Raw genomic sequence first — 19,861 nt, 5'->3', positions numbered from 1 at the left:
CTTCCTTGGGTGTAATAAAAACCTCTAGAACAGTAGGCTATTTATAATTTAATTTCCTAATACAGCAGCGCTAAGTTAGCAATTTGTAATAATTACTATTATAGAGTCAAGTGTGGTCCCAAATATGCGATGTATATTCTCTTCTTATCGTTATCTGCATAAAAATGTAGTCGATACCCATCAGGTAGTTTTACGTGATTTTCACAATAGAGCTGTCGCCCATCATCTAACCAAAACATGCGTTCTTTCTTCTTTTTGGGATCGTTATTGACGCTTTTCGATTCGCCGCTTACTTCTGCTGCCAAACCTAAAGCTCTCAAGTACTCATGTCGGTACTCAACATAGTCTCCCTTAAGCCATTTCGCACCGAAAGACTCCAGCACATATAGCGCATTACGTGCTTTGAATAATACATCTTGTCGAGCAGACCAACCTTGAAGGCTCGTACCTATTTGGTTTGACAACAAAGTGATATGAGGAAATAAATCATTTCTTTGTAACCAAATATTCTTAGCGGTATTTAATAACGCATTACGACGCTGTTTGAGTTCTTCAAAATGGGCTTCCAAACTCGCAGTGTTACTCAGGTTTAATAGATTTTCTTCATATTGCTCTGGCGTCGCTTCTAGATTGAGAACCCATACTTTAATATGGCTATTAATCCATGCTGCTAACGCGGTGAAGCTGGCAAGAAAAGTTTCAAAATAAAATGCGGCTAATAGTACTCTCTTGCCAGAGGTCTCCCCCGGCAAACCTACTTCTACAGTATCACTAACTCTTTCAATATCAACAGTTTCGAAGAGAGGTTGTTTCGTTTCGAGAGATCTAAGAAATCGACACCAATCTGCTTGAACCGCAACCTTGTTTGCTGACACAAACCAATTGCGAATAAAGTATCCTTCAGCCAGTTCCAGTCCCATTAGTGATTTGTCTTGATCCTCATCGACCAACAAAATTTTTAAACCTGAGGCTCGGCAAACTTTAAGAACATTAAAGAAAGCCAATAATCCATTATCTGCATCCTCTTTGTTAGCAAACGGCAAAGAGTGATGATTCAGTACAATTCCATTGCTCATAACAGCTGATCCAGCTCCTTATCCCATTGGTCAAAGAAGCCTTCCGGCCAGCAGTCAATGCGACCTTCATCATCAATATTGGGATACATGACTTCTGAAGCATGAATAGAATTGTAAACATCTCGCTGTAAGAAAAAGACCTTTACATCATCAGCGGCAACCACTTTCTGCTTCACAGCCACTCTTATGCCATTTAGGAAATGATCAGAATGAGATTCAACGATTAGTTGTACACCATTATTCGCAGCAATCGCACACAACTTACCCATCAATGATTGTCCTGCTGGATGCAGGTGTGATTCTGGATTTTCAATAATCAGCAAATCACCTTTTGCTGAGCTCAGAATACTGGTAACGACAGGTAGCACGTAACTCAAGCCAAAGCCTACATTCTGAGGTTTAAATTCTTCGGTAGTTTCTTTACCTTGGTTAAATGAATAACTTAGGCTGGCTGAATTGAATTGAGGTTGCGCCACCGCTTTGATTTTTAAGCCTGGAGTAATATCAGACATCCAAGCTTCAATGTTGGCAAGTAAAGTTCCTGATACCGCATTGGGATGAAGTAATGCGGAAATTTCTAGATCTTTAGCTCCATTTACAGCGATAAAGTGAACGGCAAACTCACCATGGTGACCGAGAGATTTCAAATCACGGATATGAAACTCAGACAATTGATGGTGACTTTGGGGGCTTAATCTATCGGCACATAAGTACTGAAAATTCGAATTGAATAGACTTAGGAGCTCTGAATTAGTGCCGATACCTGATTTCCTTAGTGGTAGCAAATCAGAGTCGTGCTGGTAGTCAAACTCGAATAGATCTGGCAGTTCCTTATCACTCCACTTCACGGTGAAGATAATCTCTTCCTGTTCACTAAAACTAGAAAGCGCGTCTTTGCCTGTACCTATGTTTACGTAATCGCCGTTCAGTAAAAGTCCCTTTGATTTTAGGGTATTGCGTTCGTATGATTGCCTTAAAAGTAATAGGCTCTGTACAAGGGTAGATTTCCCCATTCCATTTAAGCCTGAAAATAGATTCAACTTCCCAAGAGGGAAACTAGCATTCAATAAAGTTTTAAAATTCTTTATATTAATAAATTCAATCATTCAGCATATCCTGAATTAACGAGTTCACCTTTTCATAACGCTTTTCAACATGGTCTTTTTTCTGTGTCGAATAAGTAATAGCGTTAAAAAACTCACCATCTTTCAGAAGCGCTCGTGCTTTTTCTTGAAAATCGCTCTGCTTAGCCAGAAGGTAGTTAAATTCTGTGTCTGGCAACCTAGCTAGTGCAACCATCCAAACTTCAAACAAAGTTGAGTTTTTAGAACGCTTTCGTGAATTTGATGACGGGTCCTTTTCAAACCCAGATTTTCCTAAAAGTTGACAACAACGTTGAATCGCCGTTGAATAATTCGTCTTAAAATCTTCACGATAAACATCATCACCTTTCTTGATATCTTCCATCGCTTTATCTAAAAAAGAGGCGATTTCCTTTTTGTTCTTGGAGTCAAGGTAATCAAAGCGATAAAAAGCCCAAAACCGCAATACTAATTCCTGGTCTTTCATACGTTTAGATAGATCACCGAGCATGGCTTTGGAGCATTCTGAATTGGCCAACATCTCCAACAGCTCTCGATCTCGTGGCTTTGCAAGCGCATTACGGATTTCTTGGTTGTTCAACGTCAAGCCACCCGTATTGATACGGCGAAAAACCGAATACTTAACATCTTCTGGAGTACCAGGTTTGATCATGTACACAGTGACGGGACATTCTTCAATACGACGTTGATATTGGCGATGCAGCTTGTCGAAAGTTTTACCGTTTAGTTCGGTTAAAAACTCAAGACCATTAAGGCGAAGCTTTTTATCTAATACAAATTTTCGAATCGTAGATAACCGTTGCAAGCCGTCTACGATCAGCCAATTATTTTCATCTGACGCATCGAAGTAGAATGCTGGTAACGGAAACCGAATCAAGATCGACTCTATTAACCGACTCATTTTACGGTTATCCCACAATTCTGCATGTCGCTGAAAATCAGTATTCATATCTATTTCGTCATGCTGAATTCGCTTAATCAAAGCGTCTAATGACTTAGGCTCCACGACAATATCGATATCTGTCGGGTTGAAGGGGTGCATCACTTCGTCAAGTAGTTCTGGCTCATCGTCAACCGCATTAGGATCGACTTTTTCTTCATCAAGCTCTGATTCTGTTATGTCAGTCATGTAGTTTCCTTAGATATTTGTCTAGCAATTTGAGCTGATAGAGTTTTAATACTTACGATCACAATTTTAAAGTGTCGAGTCCAGCAGCCTTTAAACGATGGGTCAAGTTACGCATCTTACTGAACTCTGTTCCTAAACTTTGTTTAAGCCCTACACCTTCACAGAATTCTTTTGAAGTTATGTGCTTGAGTTCATCCGCGAATTTGATCATTTGCAGGTGTAACTCAGCCGTATACTGATTCCGTGGTGCATCAGCGAGTGCCAATTTAATTTGCTCAAAAATTGATTGTTCAGACATGATCAGGACTTCGTTTTTACCGTTTAGCTAAATTAGCTAATTTAGCAATGATATGCAAAGACTATCGTCAGAGGATCTCAACGGTGGTCATTTGATGATCGCGAATAGTTAAATTTTTGGTATCTCAACAACATAAATGTTGTTATTTATAAAAATTTTTACACTTTAACCTACTGATATTTTTATAAAACTCAATTAATACATGTAGTTAACGACTTTTTGTCGAACCATTTAGATCCTCATTTTGCTATAATTTGATCACGTATAAACTGCTAAAGATTCATGGATTGAGTCTGTTTTTACAGTTTCCGTTTCAATTTGGAGGTAAAGCGGATGGCGAACTATGTTCAAAATACAAGGAAGTATGAAAAGTGGGTTAAAGAAGGTCGTGGGCAAGGCCGTAATGAAGATTACAAACCATGGTTGCACGTGCGTGAAGTGCCGTCACACGGTTTATCTGTTCGTATGCCCAGCTTAAAGGCAGGGCGTGTTCTGCAACTCTTTTCACTTAATGAGTTTTCCCAGCGTTCTTAGCTGAGCATCATCCCAACGTGGTTGATATACGTGAGCAATTTCCGTTAAACCCTGAAAAAACTCGTGCTATTGCCAACCAGAAGAACTTTGCACACCCTCTCTCGCAAGACGGTGATATGGTGATGACCAGTGACTTACTCATTGATTATGCTGAATGGCGTGTCCCTCGTATCGTTATTCAGGCAAAACCGCTTGAGGAAGCTGAGCAAAATGAAGCCACTAGACGAAAACTAATAATCGAGAAAGCTTATTGGGATTCGAAGAACGTCCCATTTTATGTTTTCCATGATCAAATGTTTCCTAGGGATGTGAGAAAGAACCTGAATTGGATGCTGACTCCACTTTGGTGGACAACACCCCATTATTTACTTTGCGTAGGCCTGTGAAATGGCGAAGCTATTTTCTAGCCATGTCCAGCGTTTTACTTTTCCGTTCTCTACATGAACCCTTACTGCCCAGTTAAATTGGCCGGTATTTTTACCCGTTTTAAGTACATCCGCACTCATGGTGCCCATAAACACTGCATCACTTCCTGAAGCAAAGCTAAAGTCTGTGGACCAGTGCGTGGTTTTTAGTCCGCCACCGAAGGCAGGTAAGAATTCATTCATCAATTAATGGGGTCAGAGTACTTTTTGCGAGCATACGTTCACGGTAATTAACTCTGACCCCATTATTTGTGTTGAATCCTATGAGCGGACTAAAAATAAAAAGTACTGACAGTTCAGGGGTTTAAATACGTATCTTTTGCGAGTGCGTTTTTCACATAGTGCACAAACTTTTTTACTTTTTCTAAGTTTTGTCGTCCCTCAAGGCTAATTACCTGTATCGGCAACTTAATATCGTTGTACTCTTCTAACACGTTGACTAACTCACCGCTTTCTATGGCGTCAGCCACTTGATAAGACATTAGGCGTGTGATTCCTAACCCTGCTTTTGCTGCGCGAATGGTTGAGCGATTTTGGTTACACTCAAACCTAGGTTGTAATCGAATAGCAACTGTTTTTCCATTTCGCTTGAAGTTCCACACAGGTGGTTCGGTAAAGTCGCTAGGGTACAGCAAAGTATGTTGCTTCAAGTCTTCTGGAGTTGTTAATTTAGGTGCGTGAGCTAAATAATCTGGCGAGGCGACGGTTACTTTTTGCACGTGGCCAACAGAACTAGCGTACAGCCCAGAATCTTTGGGTTTACTAATGCGAATAGCCACATCGATATTCGTATCAATTAAATCAACCACATTGTCGTTCATGTAGCCATGTACGTTGACTTCGGGAAAATCTCGCAAAAAATCTACGATAATTGGGGTGACATAAAGCTCGCCAAACAATACGGGCGCCGTAACACGTAGTGTGCCTTTGGGTAGTAATTGTACGCCGGCAATAGCGGCTTCACTTTGGGCAATATCAGCGAGTATACGTTTAACGTCACTCAGGTACTGTTGCCCTGCTTCTGTTAACCTAATGCGACGGGTAGTGCGATGGAATAACCGCGTATTTAGTTGCGTTTCTAGCATGGCAATAGCGCGGGTTACCGCTGGTGCTGACATAGAGAGTTGTTCAGCCGCACTTACAAAGCTGCCCAGTTTTGCAACTTCGGCAAACACCGTCATGGCTTGAATTCTATCCACCACGCCCCCTTTTTATTACCCCTTGTCCTACATTCATATTATTTCATATAGTGAAATTATAAATTTCAAAATATGGTAATTATTTAATTCACGCAAGCCATCATACTTACCGCAACCTAAATTTTGCAGGATAAATTGATGAGACCACCGCTTCCCCCTTTTACCAAAGAAACCGCCATTGAAAAAATTCGTTTAGCTGAGGATGGGTGGAATAGCCGCTCTCCAGCGCGTGTGTCTGCCGCCTATACCGGAGACTGCCAATGGCGAAATAGGGCTGAATTCATTAAAGGTACTGCAGAGATTGAGGATTTTTTAACCCGAAAATGGGCTCGAGAGCTTAATTACAAATTAGTGAAGGAATATTGGGCGCACACCGACAACCGAATTGCTGTGCGTTTTGCCTATGAGTATCAGAATGAAACCGGGCAATGGTTTCGTGCCTACGGCAATGAGAACTGGGAGTTTAATGAACAAGGCCTAATGCAGCGCCGAATTGCTAGCATTAATGAGCACCCAATTAGCAAAGATGAGCGCAAACTCACCTGGGAAGGAAGCCGTCGTCCTGATGATTTTCCAAGTCTGTCAGAACTTAAACTTTAAGATCCCGTTGTATAGGGCCTGCGCGCTTCTAGAAAGGTAATTTGTTGACAACGTCGCCCGACACAAAACTGTGGTTAAGGTTTAGGCATTAGGTGAGGGGCGAGAGCAGGCCTTCTGGATTGCGTTTTAGGGCCGTACCAGGTAGCAAGGTAATCAAGAATGGCAGGTTCTGCCTCACCTAACGGCCAAAGCTTTTGTGTGTCTTGCATCCAGCGAATGGTTTCTAGCCATCGTTCTCGGCTCATGGCATTTTGTGTAATAAGCGACGGCGAGTGGCATGCGCTGCAATGGGCAGCAACCATATTGTAACCTTCTGCAATGACCAAGCCCGATTGTGGGTCTACGTTAACTTGGTTAGTGGTGTGGGGGGCAGGGCTTTTTTGAGCCATTACCATGTCAGGTGTAGCTAAACCCGCCAGTAGGGCAAACAGTAAACAACAATTACGCATGAGACAGCTCCACTTTTTGTATTGTTAGGCCGTTACGCTTACTGCTATACGATGACAGGCATTGTTTAAGTAACCTTTAGGGTTCCACCCTGGAAGCACCATAGGCTGCGCCCGTCCGTTTGTATCTTCTGCTTTAGCCCACACTTCGTAGTAGCCTGCCTGAGGAAACGTCACGGTGGTTTTAAAATGCTGCCAGGCATGGCGGTTTTTGGGGCGAGTTAACTTTGCTTGTTGCCAGGTTTGGCCAAAATCAATGGAGGTAAACACTTTTTCTACACTTGTACTGCCACACCATGCGTGACCGCGCACTTCAAGAGGCGAAGATAATGCGTGTGCAGTGCCAGATTGAGGATATGTGATAAGCGACTTAACCGGCATAGCTTCAATAATACACATGTCTTCATCGGCCACTTTGGTTCCCGGCGCAACAGGTTTACACGGCGTACGGTAGGCTTTGCCAAGCATCTTTGCGCCATCGTGGATCTGGTTGCGAATCACTATTTTTTTAAGCCATTTGCCTGAGGTCGACGCCGGCCAACCACCAAACACTAAGCGCAATGGATAGCCGTTCATTAATGGCAGGGGCGCATCGTTCATGGCCCAGGCAATTAACGATTCATCTTCCATCGCTTTACTCATGGGCACGCCGCGAGAAATGGCGGCTTTACCAGGGGTTCGACTTAAATGTTGGTCGTCTCCGTAATAGCCTATGTAAACGGCGTCGTCTTTCACGCCCACAGCATTAAGTATGTCTTTTAGGCGTACGCCTGTCCAAGAAGGGCAACCCACTGCACCTGTGGTCCACTGATTCCCCGTGGCAGCAGGGGAAAACTCGGCGCGCCCGTTGCCCCCACACTCCAATGTCAATTGATAGGTGTAGTGTTTAAATTGGGCTTTTAATTCATCGAGGGTAAAGGTTCTAGATTGCGCTGCAGATTCACCCTCTATGGTGAGTGTCCATGTTTTTGGGTCAGGGCTTTCAGGCACGATGCCGTTATTACGAACAAAAAAACGGGATGCGGGGGTCACCGCGTCATCAAGTAAGTGGGCTGGGGTTTCTGCATTGACTGGCCTGTCGTTAAGCACAACCAAGCCGTCTTTACCTTCAATGGTAAAAGGATTGTCGGTTTGTGCAAATGCCGCAGGGATAAGCCCTGCGGGCATGAATTGCCCATATACAATTTCGGCACCAAGCAACACAGACAACGACTTTAAGCCAGACAGAAAGCCTCGGCGCGTTACATGGTGACTGGTTCTGCCAAAGACGGCTTCATCGGCATGTACTGGGTCTTTTGCATACAGTGAATGTAAACCACGTTTTTTCACTTTCTTTACCTCATTGATCTGGGGCGAATATTGTTACATTAGATATAGATACCCGAGAATCAGAAGGGCTATCCAAAGGGTTTCTGTAATAATCATCACAATAGGCAGCATGCCCACTTCTGCCAACTTACCCAGGTTTGACTTCATGCCAATGGCAGTAATGGATACCACCAGAAAAAAGCGTGATACTTCGGTGCCTGTACTGATGACAAACTCAGGTAGGGTGACAAAGCTGTTTAGTAGCATTAAGGCGACAAAGCCAATAAGAAACATGGGCATTTTGGGTACATCAGCGGTGTTTTTTGCCGTACTGGCGGTGTAAAACCGTTTGACTACCAGCATCATAATCAGCACCACAGGCATAAGCATTGCCACTCTCACTAACTTAGTTAGGGTAGCCATATCGCCCGCGTCTTCTGAAACCGAGTAACCGGCCCCCACAACTTGCGCCACATCGTGAATGGTGCCCCCTAAAAATATGCCGGCTTCGTTATTAGACATGCCAAGCTGGGCTGCCACTATGGGATATAACACCATTGCAATGGTAGACATGGCCGTCACGCCAATAACAGTGAGCAGCGTATCTCGTTCGTGGTTTTCACCTTTAGGTAATATCGTCGAAATAGCCAGTGCGGCTGACGCTCCACATATAGCCACAGAGCCGCCGGTGAGGGCACCGAACCTTTTTTGTAACCCCAAAGATTTGGCTAACACTACCCCAAGTATGATGGTGGTAAAAATAGCCATCGCTAACATCAGCGCAGTTTGCCATCCTAAAACGGCTAAATCGCCTAAGGCAATACGCAGCCCCAGCAATACCACGCCCGCGCGCAAAAGCGTGCTGGCGGTAAAGTCGATGCCACAAGCACAGGGGGTGTTATTTTGATACAAAAATGAAACTGCCATACCAAGTAGTAAGGCAAATAACATAGCAGGGGCGTTGTAATGTTCACTTAAAAACAACGCGGCCATTCCAGTGATGGTGGCGATGCCAAGACCCGGCCAAATGTGCTTACATTTTACTGCTATGTCATTCATGATGGTTATCGCTCAGAGGCTACAAGTGCTACCAATACCACTCGCTTTCTATCCCCGGAATAGGGGCGGCGACCATGCATAGCGCGATAATTGTCAACAATAGCGACATCGCCATCTTGCCACTCTAGATCGAAGGTGAAATCTTCTGAAAGTTCCGCCACTCTCTCTAAGCCTTCTTTGGGAATGGCGCTGTCATCACCAAAGGTAATTGCCGAAGAAGGGTTTTCTCTTACCCCTTTCCAACCCATGTAGGCGGCGATAAGTTGATTGTAAAAGGTTTCAGACCCATCATCTAATTCTATGACAGCGGGTAAAACAGGCGTAATGGCTTTTAAGCTGCCATCGTCCATCCATTGCCAGCTATAGCCTAATTCTTGTAACTTAGCTTCGGCTTCTTCCACACTTTCAACACTCAGCGTGCTTTTCCAGCTGCGACCTTGGCCAGAGTTTGCATCGTTTGCGGCGGGCATGGTGGTGGTATATTTAAGGCCCTTTTCTTTAAAGTCACGAGCCAGTTCAGGGTTTTCTGCTTTTAGTGCTTCAAATAATTTATCTGAACGGCAAAGCGGCGTTGCCCCACCTTCGTCAGCGGCGTACTGACAGAAGAAAAACAGCTTGCTGGGTGAAATAGGCGTTTGCGCCATTTCGTGATGTAAGAAAATCTCTACGTCTTTTGGTGCTTCGTTGGCGGTAAATACCCGCTCGGTAAAGTTGATGCGCACCGCATTAGAAAGCGACTCTTGATAGGTGAAATTCGGGTAACCAAAGCCGGCAGAAAAAACGTCAAAGGTTTCGGCCGAGTCGATGGGAAAACCTCTAAACAACAGGGCTCCGGCTTTTGCTAGTTGGGCTTCAAGCTCTGCCTGATTGGCTTTAACAAACTCAACAGTGTCCGCCACGGTTTTACAATTATCATTATTTACAACTATTTGCGGAAACACATCGTCGTTGTAAGTGTGCTGAGTAGGCACACGTGCGTATTTTACCGCAGCAGTATCATTGACGTTATTCATAGCTTACTCCTAGTCGTAAATAGGGTGGAAACGGTTGAAGGCAGCTTCACAAAAGTGCCCGGGATCGTTAAATCGACGGTTTATATTCAATGCAGAAATTGCCTGCATTTCACTGTCGCTTAGCGTGAAGTCGAACAAGGAAAGGTTTTCTTTCATGCGCTCAACTTTTGAAGTTTTAGGAATAATGGCGTTGCCACGTTGTATACCCCAGCGTAAAACGACTTGCGCTGGGGTTTTACCATGCGCTTCCGCCGCCGCTTTGACGACACTTTGCTGTAATACTGATTCAGTTTTATCTGCCATTTCCAGCTCAAGGTAAGATAGCGCGCCTAAAGGAGAAAATGCCGTTACTGCCAACCCATAGTCTTTCGCTAAACGGATGAGACGCTCTTGGGTAAGATAAGGATGAGACTCAATTTGCAGCATGGCGGGTTTAATGCGTGCATAGCTCATTAGGTCGTTAAGTAAGCCGGTGTTGTAGTTACACACCCCTATTTGCTTCACTTTATCGCTATCTACCAACGATTCCATGGCTTCCCAGGTTTTATAGAGAGGAACGGGGGCTAGCTCCATCGTGGGCGTTGCAGCGTCAGGGTCGTAAAACCACTCAGGTGGGTAGCGCGTTTCAATAGGAACAAATTTTTGTGCGATAGGGAAGTGAATAAGGTAAAGATCAAGATACGACAGTTGAAGATCGCTCAGTGACTTTTCTAGTGCTAAGCTAACATGTTCCGGCGCATGAAAAGTATTCCAAAGTTTCGAGGTGACCCATAGCTCTTCACGGGTACACAAACCTTCATTGATAGCGCGTTTAATCCCTTCACCAACTTCTTTCTCATTACCGTAATCGGAGGCGCAATCTAAATGGCGATAGCCAGCTTTAATGGCTTCATAGGTTGTATCGGCGCATGTGGCTTTATCTACTTTCCAAAAGCCAAATCCCACCTCGGGTATATTTTTCATCGCGTATATCACCTTGTCAGTCGAAAATTTAATCTAAAGGGTTTTACTTCAATTGCGGTGTTAGGTATAACCTCACAAAGAATACTTTAGTCTTGTATAAGACATAAGTTATTATACGTAACCAGCGATGTCAACAAAGTGTTAACAAATAGAGCTGGATCTTTTAATGGTTGCTGGGAGTCTAACCTCACCCTAATCAGCGAAAGCATGCGATAGGCGGCATTAGCAGGAGTTGCAGCTCGCGAGAGAAGCGAAGATAAAGATTAGAAAGCGGATGAGTGTGAGGCTAAAATAGTATGTGATTGCGCTTTTTCTGCAAAGTAAAAAGTTAATCTAATTCAACCTGGTAATGGTAGTGATCAGTACGACATTTGCTTTCACGGTATTCTATGAGTGTACCGTCAATCGACTCGGTGACTCGGGTAACCAGAAGTAAAGGTGTGCCTTTTTCGATATTCAGGCTTTTCGCATCACTTTTTGACGCGAGTACCGCTTTAATGCTGTCACGGGTTTTAAATACCGTTTGGTTATAGTCGGTTTGGTAAAAGTGATACAGCGTATGAGGTATATCTTCCCGCTTTTCAATATCGGCAAAAAGCTTGGCGGGTAAATATACGGCTTCGAGCATGCAGAACTCGTTATCAAGAATACGTCTGCGGTTTAGCTTAACGACTTTATCTTTAGGTGATAAAGATAATGCCCGTTGAACAGCTTCAGATGGCTCTGCTAACGCTTTATTCAAAAGCTCGGCTTTGGGTAAGTCGGCTCCCTTTCCATCGGCTTGCAATGGAAAAAAGCGAAACAAAGCATCTTGTGCGGTGTGCTCAGATACAAATGTGCCAACACCTTGCCGGCGATTAACTATTTTGGTGTCGGTTAACAAGGTTAGGGCTTTTCTTACAGTGCCTTGGCTTACGTTAAATTCGTCGGCTAGCTTGAATTCACTTGGAAGCATTTCGCCCGGTTGCCACCTGCGTTCTACAATAAGTTGCTTAATGTATTCAGCAACCTGCTGGTAAAGAGGTTGGAAGGCAAGGCTTGGACCGCCAAGTTTGTGGTCGAATTGTGATGAAGACATGTAACCGTAACCCAATGCTTAGTTTTTGTTTTTATATCATACACAAGAGTTATAGCGCATTTTTAATATAAATCACATACATCGAAGGAATAACACGAGATGCTACTGGAAACACTCCTCCCCATGTTTGCGCTTCTTGGTTTGGCTACGCTTCTGCAAACCTTAAGCGGTTTTGGGTTTGGTCTTATGGTGGTATCGAGTTTTACCCTGTTTAATATTATGCCGCTTACCGCCACCACCTTTGTGGTGAGTTTTTTAAGTCTGTTCAACTCGGTAAGCTTAGTACTTAAAAATACCGAGCAAGTGAACAGGCGAGCATTTACGCTTTTACTCGTAAGCGGTATTCCCCTGATGGGGGTGGGTTATGCATTACTAGAATACCTTTCGGCTGGCATGGCAACCTGGCTTAACATCATCCTTGGGGTGGCTATTCTTAGTTGTTGTGGCCTTCTGCTGGCAAAACGTAAACATAGCGTACCTTCAGGTAGTGCGACCGGATTTACAATAGCGGGAGCGTTGGGCGGTTTGCTTGGGGGGCTATTTTCTACCTTTGGTCCGCCGGTGGTATTTCAATGCTATCGCCAACATTGGCCCATTCATGAAATTCGCTTTACCTTGTTGGCGGTGTTTAGCGTCACCTCGTTGCTGAGGCTAGCCATTGTGCCTTTTGGAACACTGCCTTCCGAAGAAATTTTTGTGTCGACCCTGTGCGCCGTGCCTGTTATTTTAATATTTACTCGTATTGGCCGTCTTATAGCTGCACGCATACCCGCGTCTTTTGTTCGCTTATTAGCGCTAAGTATGCTTTCTTTAAGTGGTTTTACCCTGATTGTACGGAATGTCTCTTTTTAAAAAGTTCTGTATATGTGATCGGAATTTTCATAAATTTATCATTCGTGATTGACACTCGAGTTACATTTCATTAACTTGTGTCTTATATAAGACATTAAAGGTAATGTATAAATGGGTAACGCGTTTAGTCTAATTGAACCAAATTGGAATGATATTGTGGCTGCCGACATCACAGCGCAGCCGTTTCTTGCAAACGATACCACGCTTGTGGTTCCTACCCAGTATGGCGAACTCAAGCTTTCCATTAGCGCCTTTGGAATGCGCCTTCAAGCAGGTGAAAGCCAAGATGATCAATTCAAAATGCTGTGCACGGTTCCACAAAATGAAAGGCTTACCCTTAAAGGCGATAAATCCCACAGCACGTTAACAGGGGGCGATTACCGTCTTGAGCTATATGCTTCTCCGTTGCATTTTAAACTGTACAAGAACGACACCTTAGTACAGCAGAGCGCGACGGATGGTCATTTTGTGCGCCAACATCGTCTGCCGCCTTTTGCAAAAACCGACAGTGGTTGGTTAATCAGTTTAGAACTTAACTACGACGAAGCTGTTTATGGGTTAGGTGAAAAATGGGGCAAGTTAGATAAACGGGGGCAGCTAGTACGTTCGTACAATCATGATGCGCTGGGCGTGAATGCCGAGAAATCCTACAAAAATACCCCTTATGCGTGGAGCCCCGAAGGCTGGAACCTGTTTGTACATACCCCTGCACCTGTTACCCATGGCGTAGGCTACGCGCTTTGGTCGCAGCGCGCTTATGTGTGTCTGGTTGAAGATGCGGTGCTAGACATGTTCATCTATCACCAAGATAGTCCCGCGCAAAGCATTAATACTTATAGTCAGCTAACAGGCTTTGCCCCAACGCCTCCTACTTGGAGTCTTGGTGTTATTTTGTCAAAGGCCTACTACAAAGACGCAGAAGAACTCTTGTCGGTGGCAAGGGAGGTCCGCGAAAAAAATATGCCCTGCGATGTGATCACATTAGATGGCCGCGCTTGGCAAGATACCGATACCCGTTTTGCATTTGAGTGGGATCCAACACGCTACGCCGACCCGCAACCGGTTATTGATGAACTGAAATCCCTAGGCTTTAAAATTTGCGTATGGGAATACCCAATGATTTCAGTGAAAAACCCACTGTATAAAAAGGCCGCAGAAAAAGGCTGGTTAATTAAAGACAAGCGTACCGGCGAAGCTTATCGCTACGAGTGGGATTTAAGTCCGTTTGGTGAAGTGCTTACGCCTTTGCCTGATTCTGGCATTTTAGACTTTACTCATCCTGAAGCCTACGAATTTTGGAAAACCTCGCACAAGCCGTTTTTTGAACTGGGTGTAGATATGATTAAGGCTGATTTTGGCGAGCAGCTAGAAGACGACAATATGGTGTCGTACAGCGGTGACTCAGGCAATCGTCTGCACAATGTTTACAGTATGTTGTACAACCGCTGTGTTTACGAAGCGGCTGAAAAATACTGTAAAACGGGGCCGTTTTTGTTTAGTCGTTCGGCGTGGACGGGCAGCCAACGCTATCCATCACAATGGGGCGGCGACCCACAGGCCGATTGGCATGGTTTAGCTGCCAGTATTCGCGGTAGTTTATCATGGGGTATGTCTGGTGGGCCTTTCTTTGCTACCGATATTGGCGGTTTTTATAAAGATACCCGTGATGCAGAGCTTTATGTTCGTTGGGCGCAAGCGTCTGTATTTAGCGCACATATGCGCCTTCATGGTATCGGCCCTCGCGAACCTTGGTCGTACGGCGATGAAGCATCCCAAGCCGTGTTTGACGCGCTAAAGCTGCGTTACCGTCTTATTCCTTATTTAAAGCAAACGGCTGAAAAAGCATCGAAGACGGGCTTGCCTGTGCAGCGCGCCATGGCACTCGCTTTCCCAGAACAGCCCGTATGCCATAGCTTTGAACAGCAATTTATGTGCGGCGATGATTTGCTCGTAGTGCCATGTGTGGTCCCTGGTGGGAAAATAAAATACTACCTTCCTGAAGGTGAATGGGTGCGATTGGGCACAGACGAAACCGTAGGTGGAGGTCAGTACAAAGAGGAATCGCTAGCCCTTGATGAAGTGGCGGTGTTTATCCGAAAAGGTAAGCAGATTGTGATGGGACCTGATGTTCAGCATACCGATATGGACATGACCAACACCCACTTTTGGCCGGCATAAGCCCTAGGAGTCGTACATGGATATCACCCTAACCCTATTATCATGCATGGCGTTTATGGCTATTGTGGCCGTAATTTCGTACATGAAAACCAAAGGCGAAGTGAATACTCAAGATGGGTATTTCCTCGCTGGGAGAGGGCTTACCGGTACCTTTATTGCTGGGTCTATGATTCTCACTAATTTGTCTGCAGAGCAACTCATCGGGCTAAACGGCTCTGCATTTGGCTATAACTTAAGCGCCATGGCATGGGAGGTCACCGCAGGTATATCCACCATCATTATGGCGTTAATTTTTCTCCCCCGTTATTTGGCAGGAGCGTTTTCAACGCTCCCTGAATTTTTGCGCAACAGATTCGATGACAGCGTGCGAAGAATGACGGTGGTGCTTTTCATGGTGGGCTACTCTTTGGTCACCATTCCTTCAGTGCTGTATTCAGGCTCTATTGCTGTTCTAAGGCTATTTGATGTACCCGGGTTACTCAATATTAGCTATGAAGCGTCATTGGTCTTTACCATTATTGTTGTGGGAACCGTGGGTGCGCTCTATGCTATTTTTGGTGGTCTTAAAGCCGTGGCGGTTTCAGATACGATAAATGGTATTGGTTTGTTAATTGTAGGGCTCTTGGTGCCTGTATTGGGGTTAATCGCGCTGGGTGATGGCAGTTTCAGTCAGGGGTTATCGACCATTGCCACCACAGAAACAGAAAAGCTGAATGCCATAGGCAGTCGTGACGATCCTGTGCCCTTTGGCACCATATTTACCGGCATGATCCTCGCTAATTTGTTTTATTGGGGGACTAACCAATATGTGATTCAACGCACTCTGGGGGCTAAAAACCTCGTAGAAGGGCAAAAAGGTGTGCTTTTCTCTGGTTACTTTAAAGTGCTAGTGCCCTTTATGATGATGCTACCTGGTGTGATTGCGTATCATCTATATCAAGATGAGAACTTACAAACCATCGACTTAGCCTATCCTCATTTGGTGAAAGACGTACTACCTCAATATTTGTCAGGTTTCTTTTTGGCTGTTTTGCTGGGCGCAGTATTCAGTTCGTTCAACTCGTTACTCAATAGTGCTGCCACGCTGTTTTGTTTAGATGTTTATAAGCCTCTGAAAAAAGACAAAGTGACAGATGAGAAGCTTATTCGTGTGGCCAAAATAACCAGCTTGGTTATTGCTGTCTTGTCATTTATTACGGCTCCGCTTTTAATGTTTGCCCCTGAGGGCCTGTGGCAAATTATTCGTATCTTCACCGGGTTTTATAACATTCCTGTTATTACCATTGTGTTGGTAGGCTTATTTACCAAACGGGTACCAGCTTTAGCGGCAAAAGTTGCCATTATTTTCCATGTGATTGCATACGGATTGCTAAAATTTGTGTGGGAAGTAGACATTAACTTTATTCACATCTATGCCATCTTATTTGCCATAGAGCTCGCCATTATGCTGGTTATAGGCCGTCTGTACCCCCTGCAAACCCCCTGGCACTTTACACCTAAAGCGGAAGTGAATATGACGCCTTGGCGTTACGCTATTCCCTGCGCCATAGTGCTGGTAGGCCTGATTGTCACCCTCTATCTCATGTTCTCTCCTGTGGGGTTTGTTGGCGGCATTAGCAATCTCTTTATTCCATCGCTTATCGCGTTATGGAGCACCTGTTTTGTCGCTATCGGCTTTAGCCTGAAGTGGTGGCGCTTTAAATACGAGCGAGGCCTAAAGCGTCTTGCTACGCCTGGTCTATAAGTATTCGCCCCGTTTCTACAGGGCTGTACAGAAAAAACGCAAAAAAATTAACATAACGTTTGCAAACTCTTTAACAATTGTTTAACTTAATAACTCTTATATAAGACATTAGACGCAAGATATCTTATATCAATAAACAAGGTTCATAAACGCACTGCGTAGCGCTGTACTCTAATTCTACGCCGCACAATAAAAACCACGCGTGATGGGCTTGCGATAAATTACCCCCTTAATAAGGCGGGCATTAACACGTGTCGTAAACCTACATGTGATAAGCGAAACACCTGGAGAACAACATGAATACAAAGCGATCAATCATAAGTAAAGCGGTCACGCTTGCTATGACGTCTGGACTGCTCGTTAGCGCCCACACCTACGCGCAAGAAGCAGAGCCAGCACAAGCGCCAGACGATGATAAGTCGTTTGAACAAATCGTCGTAACTTCACAAAAACGTGTGCAGAGCATCAGTGATGTACCGGTTGCGGTTTCCGTACTACGGGGCGACCAGATTGAATCCGCTTTCGCAAACAATGTTGAAAACCTTCAAGCGTTAGTCCCCTCCGTCAGCTTCCGAAAAGGCACCACTACTCGAAACTCCGCACTTACCGTGCGAGGCATTGGCACCATTTCTTTTAGTATTGCCGCTGAACCTAGTGTCGCTACTGTCGTGGATGGCGTCGTATTAGGGCGCTCGGGTCAAGCGTTTGCCGACCTTTACGATGTTGACCGTATTGAAGTTTTGCGAGGCCCGCAAGGTACGCTGTTTGGTAAAAATGCGTCGGCAGGTGTGGTGAATATTACTACGAAAGATCCTACACAAGAGCTAACCGGCAGCCTTTCTACTGAGTTTTATCAAGACAATGAATACCGTATGAAAGGGACGGTAAGCGGTGGCTTAACCGATGAATTATCTGCCAGTTTAACGGTCTTCCAAGGCAAGTTTGATGGCTACATAAAAAATGTCTATAACAATGAAATGGTAAATGGCTACGATCGTGAAGGGGCACGTGCGGTTGTGCTTTACGAGCCTGCAGACGATTTAACGGTTAAATTTATTAGCGAATTCTATAGCGCAGACGATGACTGCTGTGCCGATTTAGAAGGCTTGCCAAGTGGTCGTAACCCTGATTCAGAAGCTGCGCCAAATAGTGATGGCATTGTTGATGGTGTCGCTGATATCGATTTGGATCAGCGTCAAATCGATCATGATTTTGAGTCGCGAACCATCGACGATCATGCTGCGTTTTCTGTGCAAGTAGACAAAACAGTGGGTGACTATACTTATACCTCAATTACTGCACAGCGTTCGTGGGAAAATACCGAATACCGTGAGGGCGATTTCACTTCCATTGCGGGGGACAGTAACGAACCGGTATTTGGCGCACCTTTCCAATTACATGATGTGGGCCCGCAAGAGTGGAGTCAGTTTTCACAGGAGTTCCGCGTTGCATCTAACCTGTCTGGCCCCTTCAATTTCTTAGCCGGCTTGTTCTACTGGAATATGGACTCCGAGCGAAGCTTTACCCGTGACGCGAGTTGTCAAAACAATGCTGGGCAGTTAGATGCTGCATTGACCAATTATGCCGAAAACAACCTTTCCGGTGACGACTTAACAACCGCGTTATCTGATTTAGGCGCTTATGCTGATTCATTGGGTGTAAGCTGTAACGCCAATGATATTGTGTCGGCCACAGCTTACATGAGCACAGAGTTTAACAACTGGGCCTTGTACGGTGACGGGACTTACGATCTTAGCGATGACATGCGTTTAATTTTTGGATTGCGCTATACCGATGACGAAGTGTCTTACACCCACCGGCGTGTGAATAACGATGAATACGGCCGCACGGGTGTTGGCGTGCGCCCTGCTACATTAGATACTGATGCTGCAGGGAGTGTCGATGAAACCAATTTGTCTGGTCGTGTTGGAATTCAATACGATATCGCGAAAGGCCAAATGATTTACGGTACTTATTCGCAAGGCTATAAAGGTCCAGGCTTTAACGTCTATTACAACTTTAACCCCGAGAATGATGGCAGACCTATTGGGGCAGAAGAGTCGGATGCCTATGAGATTGGTTATAAATACGCTAGCCGTGATTTACTACTAAATGTGGCCGTATTCTCCACTGATATTGAAGGCTTTCAGGCGAACAACTTTGACTGTTCTGACGGTGCCTGTATTACTCGCTTAACTAACGCGGGTAACGTCACCACCCAAGGTGTTGAACTAGACTTTATGTACAATGCGACGGACAATCTTACTCTGATTGGTGGCGTGGCTTACACCAAAGCTGAAATCGACGAGTTTAATTGCCCTGCTGAAGTAGACGCTGATGCCTGTACTGATCGCTCTGGCTTAGATGTGCCTTTCTCCCCTGACCTTAAATACTCGTTGTCAGCAGAGTATATTATGGAAACCGAGTATGGCTTCGACATTTACTACAATGCGTCATATATCTATACCGATGAGCAGTATTCTGACTTGCCAGGCAATACTGGTGAATTTAATGCGGCCTCGTTACTGCCTGACTACACCATGGTGAATGCTAGCGTGGGTATGTCGTTTAAAGATGATGCTTTCCGGGTGTCTTTAATCGCCAAAAACTTACTTGATGAAAGCTATGCGACGACGTATAGCGGTGATAACTTTCGCTATCAAATTCCAAGGGACGCAGACCGTTATTTTGGTGTAGCGTTTAAAGCACAGTTCTAACACGATTTTAAACCTAATCGCGCATGTTACGAGGCTGCTATCGCAAGATAGCAGCCTCGCTGCCATTCAGTCATGGCGTTGCCGATGCGCCCGTACGCATACCTTGCCAAAACCCTATCGCGAAATAATGCTTCATCAT

At 44.7% G+C, this 19,861-nt stretch carries 19 protein-coding genes; 7 read left to right on the top strand and 12 right to left on the bottom strand.

The window, feature by feature from the left end; genetic code table 11:
• Window positions 1-98: 98 nt before the first annotated feature.
• Genes EP13_RS17760 through EP13_RS17745 form a run of 4 tightly spaced genes read right to left on the bottom strand, consistent with a single transcriptional unit; the run spans window position 99 to window position 3,606 of the window.
• Complete coding sequence (locus tag EP13_RS17760) at window positions 99-1,076, bottom strand: hypothetical protein (protein WP_044058444.1); 978 nt, start codon at window positions 1,074-1,076, stop codon at window positions 99-101.
• Window positions 1,073-2,182, bottom strand: a complete 1,110-nt coding sequence (locus EP13_RS17755; protein ID WP_044058443.1) for a DUF3696 domain-containing protein — start codon at window positions 2,180-2,182, stop codon at window positions 1,073-1,075. Before EP13_RS17755 ends, EP13_RS17760 begins: the two co-directional genes overlap by 4 nt.
• A complete protein-coding gene (locus EP13_RS17750; protein ID WP_044058442.1) occupies window positions 2,175-3,308 on the bottom strand; it encodes a DUF262 domain-containing protein in 1,134 nt (377 codons plus the stop codon). Before EP13_RS17750 ends, EP13_RS17755 begins: the two co-directional genes overlap by 8 nt.
• A 58-nt stretch (window positions 3,309-3,366) precedes the next feature.
• Window positions 3,367-3,606 carry an HTH-like domain-containing protein gene (locus EP13_RS17745; RefSeq protein WP_044058441.1) on the bottom strand — a complete coding sequence of 80 codons (240 nt, stop codon included), beginning with the start codon at window positions 3,604-3,606 and terminating at the stop codon, window positions 3,367-3,369.
• Between the two features lie 333 nt (window positions 3,607-3,939).
• Here EP13_RS17745 and EP13_RS18975 point away from each other — a divergent pair, with 333 nt between their 5' ends.
• Window positions 3,940-4,140: a hypothetical protein gene (locus EP13_RS18975; RefSeq protein WP_052364477.1), complete on the top strand. Its 201-nt coding sequence runs from the start codon at window positions 3,940-3,942 to the stop codon at window positions 4,138-4,140.
• Between the two features lie 17 nt (window positions 4,141-4,157).
• Window positions 4,158-4,526 carry a TnsA endonuclease N-terminal domain-containing protein gene (locus tag EP13_RS18970; RefSeq protein ID WP_052364476.1) on the top strand — a complete coding sequence of 123 codons (369 nt, stop codon included), beginning with the start codon at window positions 4,158-4,160 and terminating at the stop codon, window positions 4,524-4,526.
• Here EP13_RS18970 and EP13_RS17735 read toward each other — a convergent pair.
• Together EP13_RS17735 and EP13_RS17730 are read right to left on the bottom strand one after the other, a co-directional pair.
• A complete protein-coding gene (locus EP13_RS17735) occupies window positions 4,506-4,748 on the bottom strand; it encodes a nuclear transport factor 2 family protein (protein ID WP_044058440.1) in 243 nt (80 codons plus the stop codon). The genes EP13_RS18970 and EP13_RS17735 overlap by 21 nt on opposite strands.
• 113 nt (window positions 4,749-4,861) lie before the next feature.
• Complete coding sequence (locus EP13_RS17730) at window positions 4,862-5,764, bottom strand: LysR family transcriptional regulator (RefSeq protein ID WP_044058439.1); 903 nt, start codon at window positions 5,762-5,764, stop codon at window positions 4,862-4,864.
• 138 nt (window positions 5,765-5,902) lie between these two features.
• Here EP13_RS17730 and EP13_RS17725 point away from each other — a divergent pair, with 138 nt between their 5' ends.
• Complete coding sequence (locus tag EP13_RS17725; RefSeq protein WP_044058438.1) at window positions 5,903-6,364, top strand: nuclear transport factor 2 family protein; 462 nt, start codon at window positions 5,903-5,905, stop codon at window positions 6,362-6,364.
• 74 nt (window positions 6,365-6,438) lie between these two features.
• Here EP13_RS17725 and EP13_RS17720 read toward each other — a convergent pair whose 3' ends face one another.
• The 6 genes from EP13_RS17720 to EP13_RS17695 form a co-directional block, all read right to left on the bottom strand.
• Window positions 6,439-6,759: a hypothetical protein gene (locus EP13_RS17720; protein ID WP_408605306.1), complete on the bottom strand. Its 321-nt coding sequence runs from the start codon at window positions 6,757-6,759 to the stop codon at window positions 6,439-6,441.
• Between the two features lie 78 nt (window positions 6,760-6,837).
• Window positions 6,838-8,115 (bottom strand): sulfite oxidase, encoded by a 1,278-nt coding sequence (locus EP13_RS17715; protein ID WP_332309698.1) that lies wholly within the window; start codon window positions 8,113-8,115, stop codon window positions 6,838-6,840.
• A gap of 57 nt (window positions 8,116-8,172) precedes the next feature.
• A complete protein-coding gene (locus EP13_RS17710; RefSeq protein WP_044058435.1) occupies window positions 8,173-9,177 on the bottom strand; it encodes a YeiH family protein in 1,005 nt (334 codons plus the stop codon).
• A 5-nt stretch (window positions 9,178-9,182) separates the two neighbouring features.
• Window positions 9,183-10,190: a TauD/TfdA family dioxygenase gene (locus EP13_RS17705; protein WP_044058434.1), complete on the bottom strand. Its 1,008-nt coding sequence runs from the start codon at window positions 10,188-10,190 to the stop codon at window positions 9,183-9,185.
• 9 nt (window positions 10,191-10,199) lie between these two features.
• Window positions 10,200-11,153, bottom strand: coding sequence for an aldo/keto reductase (locus EP13_RS17700; RefSeq protein WP_044058433.1), 954 nt, complete (start codon window positions 11,151-11,153; stop codon window positions 10,200-10,202).
• Between the two features lie 328 nt (window positions 11,154-11,481).
• A complete protein-coding gene (locus tag EP13_RS17695; RefSeq protein WP_044058432.1) occupies window positions 11,482-12,231 on the bottom strand; it encodes a GntR family transcriptional regulator in 750 nt (249 codons plus the stop codon).
• A gap of 99 nt (window positions 12,232-12,330) precedes the next feature.
• Between EP13_RS17695 and EP13_RS17690 the strand changes: the two genes are divergently transcribed.
• From EP13_RS17690 to EP13_RS17675, 4 genes are all read left to right on the top strand, one after another.
• Window positions 12,331-13,083, top strand: coding sequence for a TSUP family transporter (locus tag EP13_RS17690; RefSeq protein WP_044058431.1), 753 nt, complete (start codon window positions 12,331-12,333; stop codon window positions 13,081-13,083).
• A gap of 111 nt (window positions 13,084-13,194) precedes the next feature.
• Window positions 13,195-15,261, top strand: a complete 2,067-nt coding sequence (locus EP13_RS17685; protein ID WP_044058430.1) for a glycoside hydrolase family 31 protein — start codon at window positions 13,195-13,197, stop codon at window positions 15,259-15,261.
• A gap of 16 nt (window positions 15,262-15,277) precedes the next feature.
• A complete protein-coding gene (locus tag EP13_RS17680; protein WP_044058429.1) occupies window positions 15,278-17,005 on the top strand; it encodes a solute:sodium symporter family transporter in 1,728 nt (575 codons plus the stop codon).
• A gap of 296 nt (window positions 17,006-17,301) precedes the next feature.
• The gene (locus tag EP13_RS17675) at window positions 17,302-19,722 is read left to right on the top strand and encodes a TonB-dependent receptor (RefSeq protein ID WP_044058428.1); all 2,421 of its coding nucleotides are present in this window, start codon (window positions 17,302-17,304) and stop codon (window positions 19,720-19,722) included.
• Window positions 19,723-19,861: the final 139 nt, after the last annotated feature.

The sequence above is a fragment of the Alteromonas australica genome, from assembly GCF_000730385.1.
Classification (GTDB): Bacteria; Pseudomonadota; Gammaproteobacteria; order Enterobacterales; family Alteromonadaceae; genus Alteromonas; species Alteromonas australica.
The sequence above is the reverse complement of the archived record's forward strand: the minus strand, read 5'-3'. Positions and strand labels throughout refer to the sequence as shown.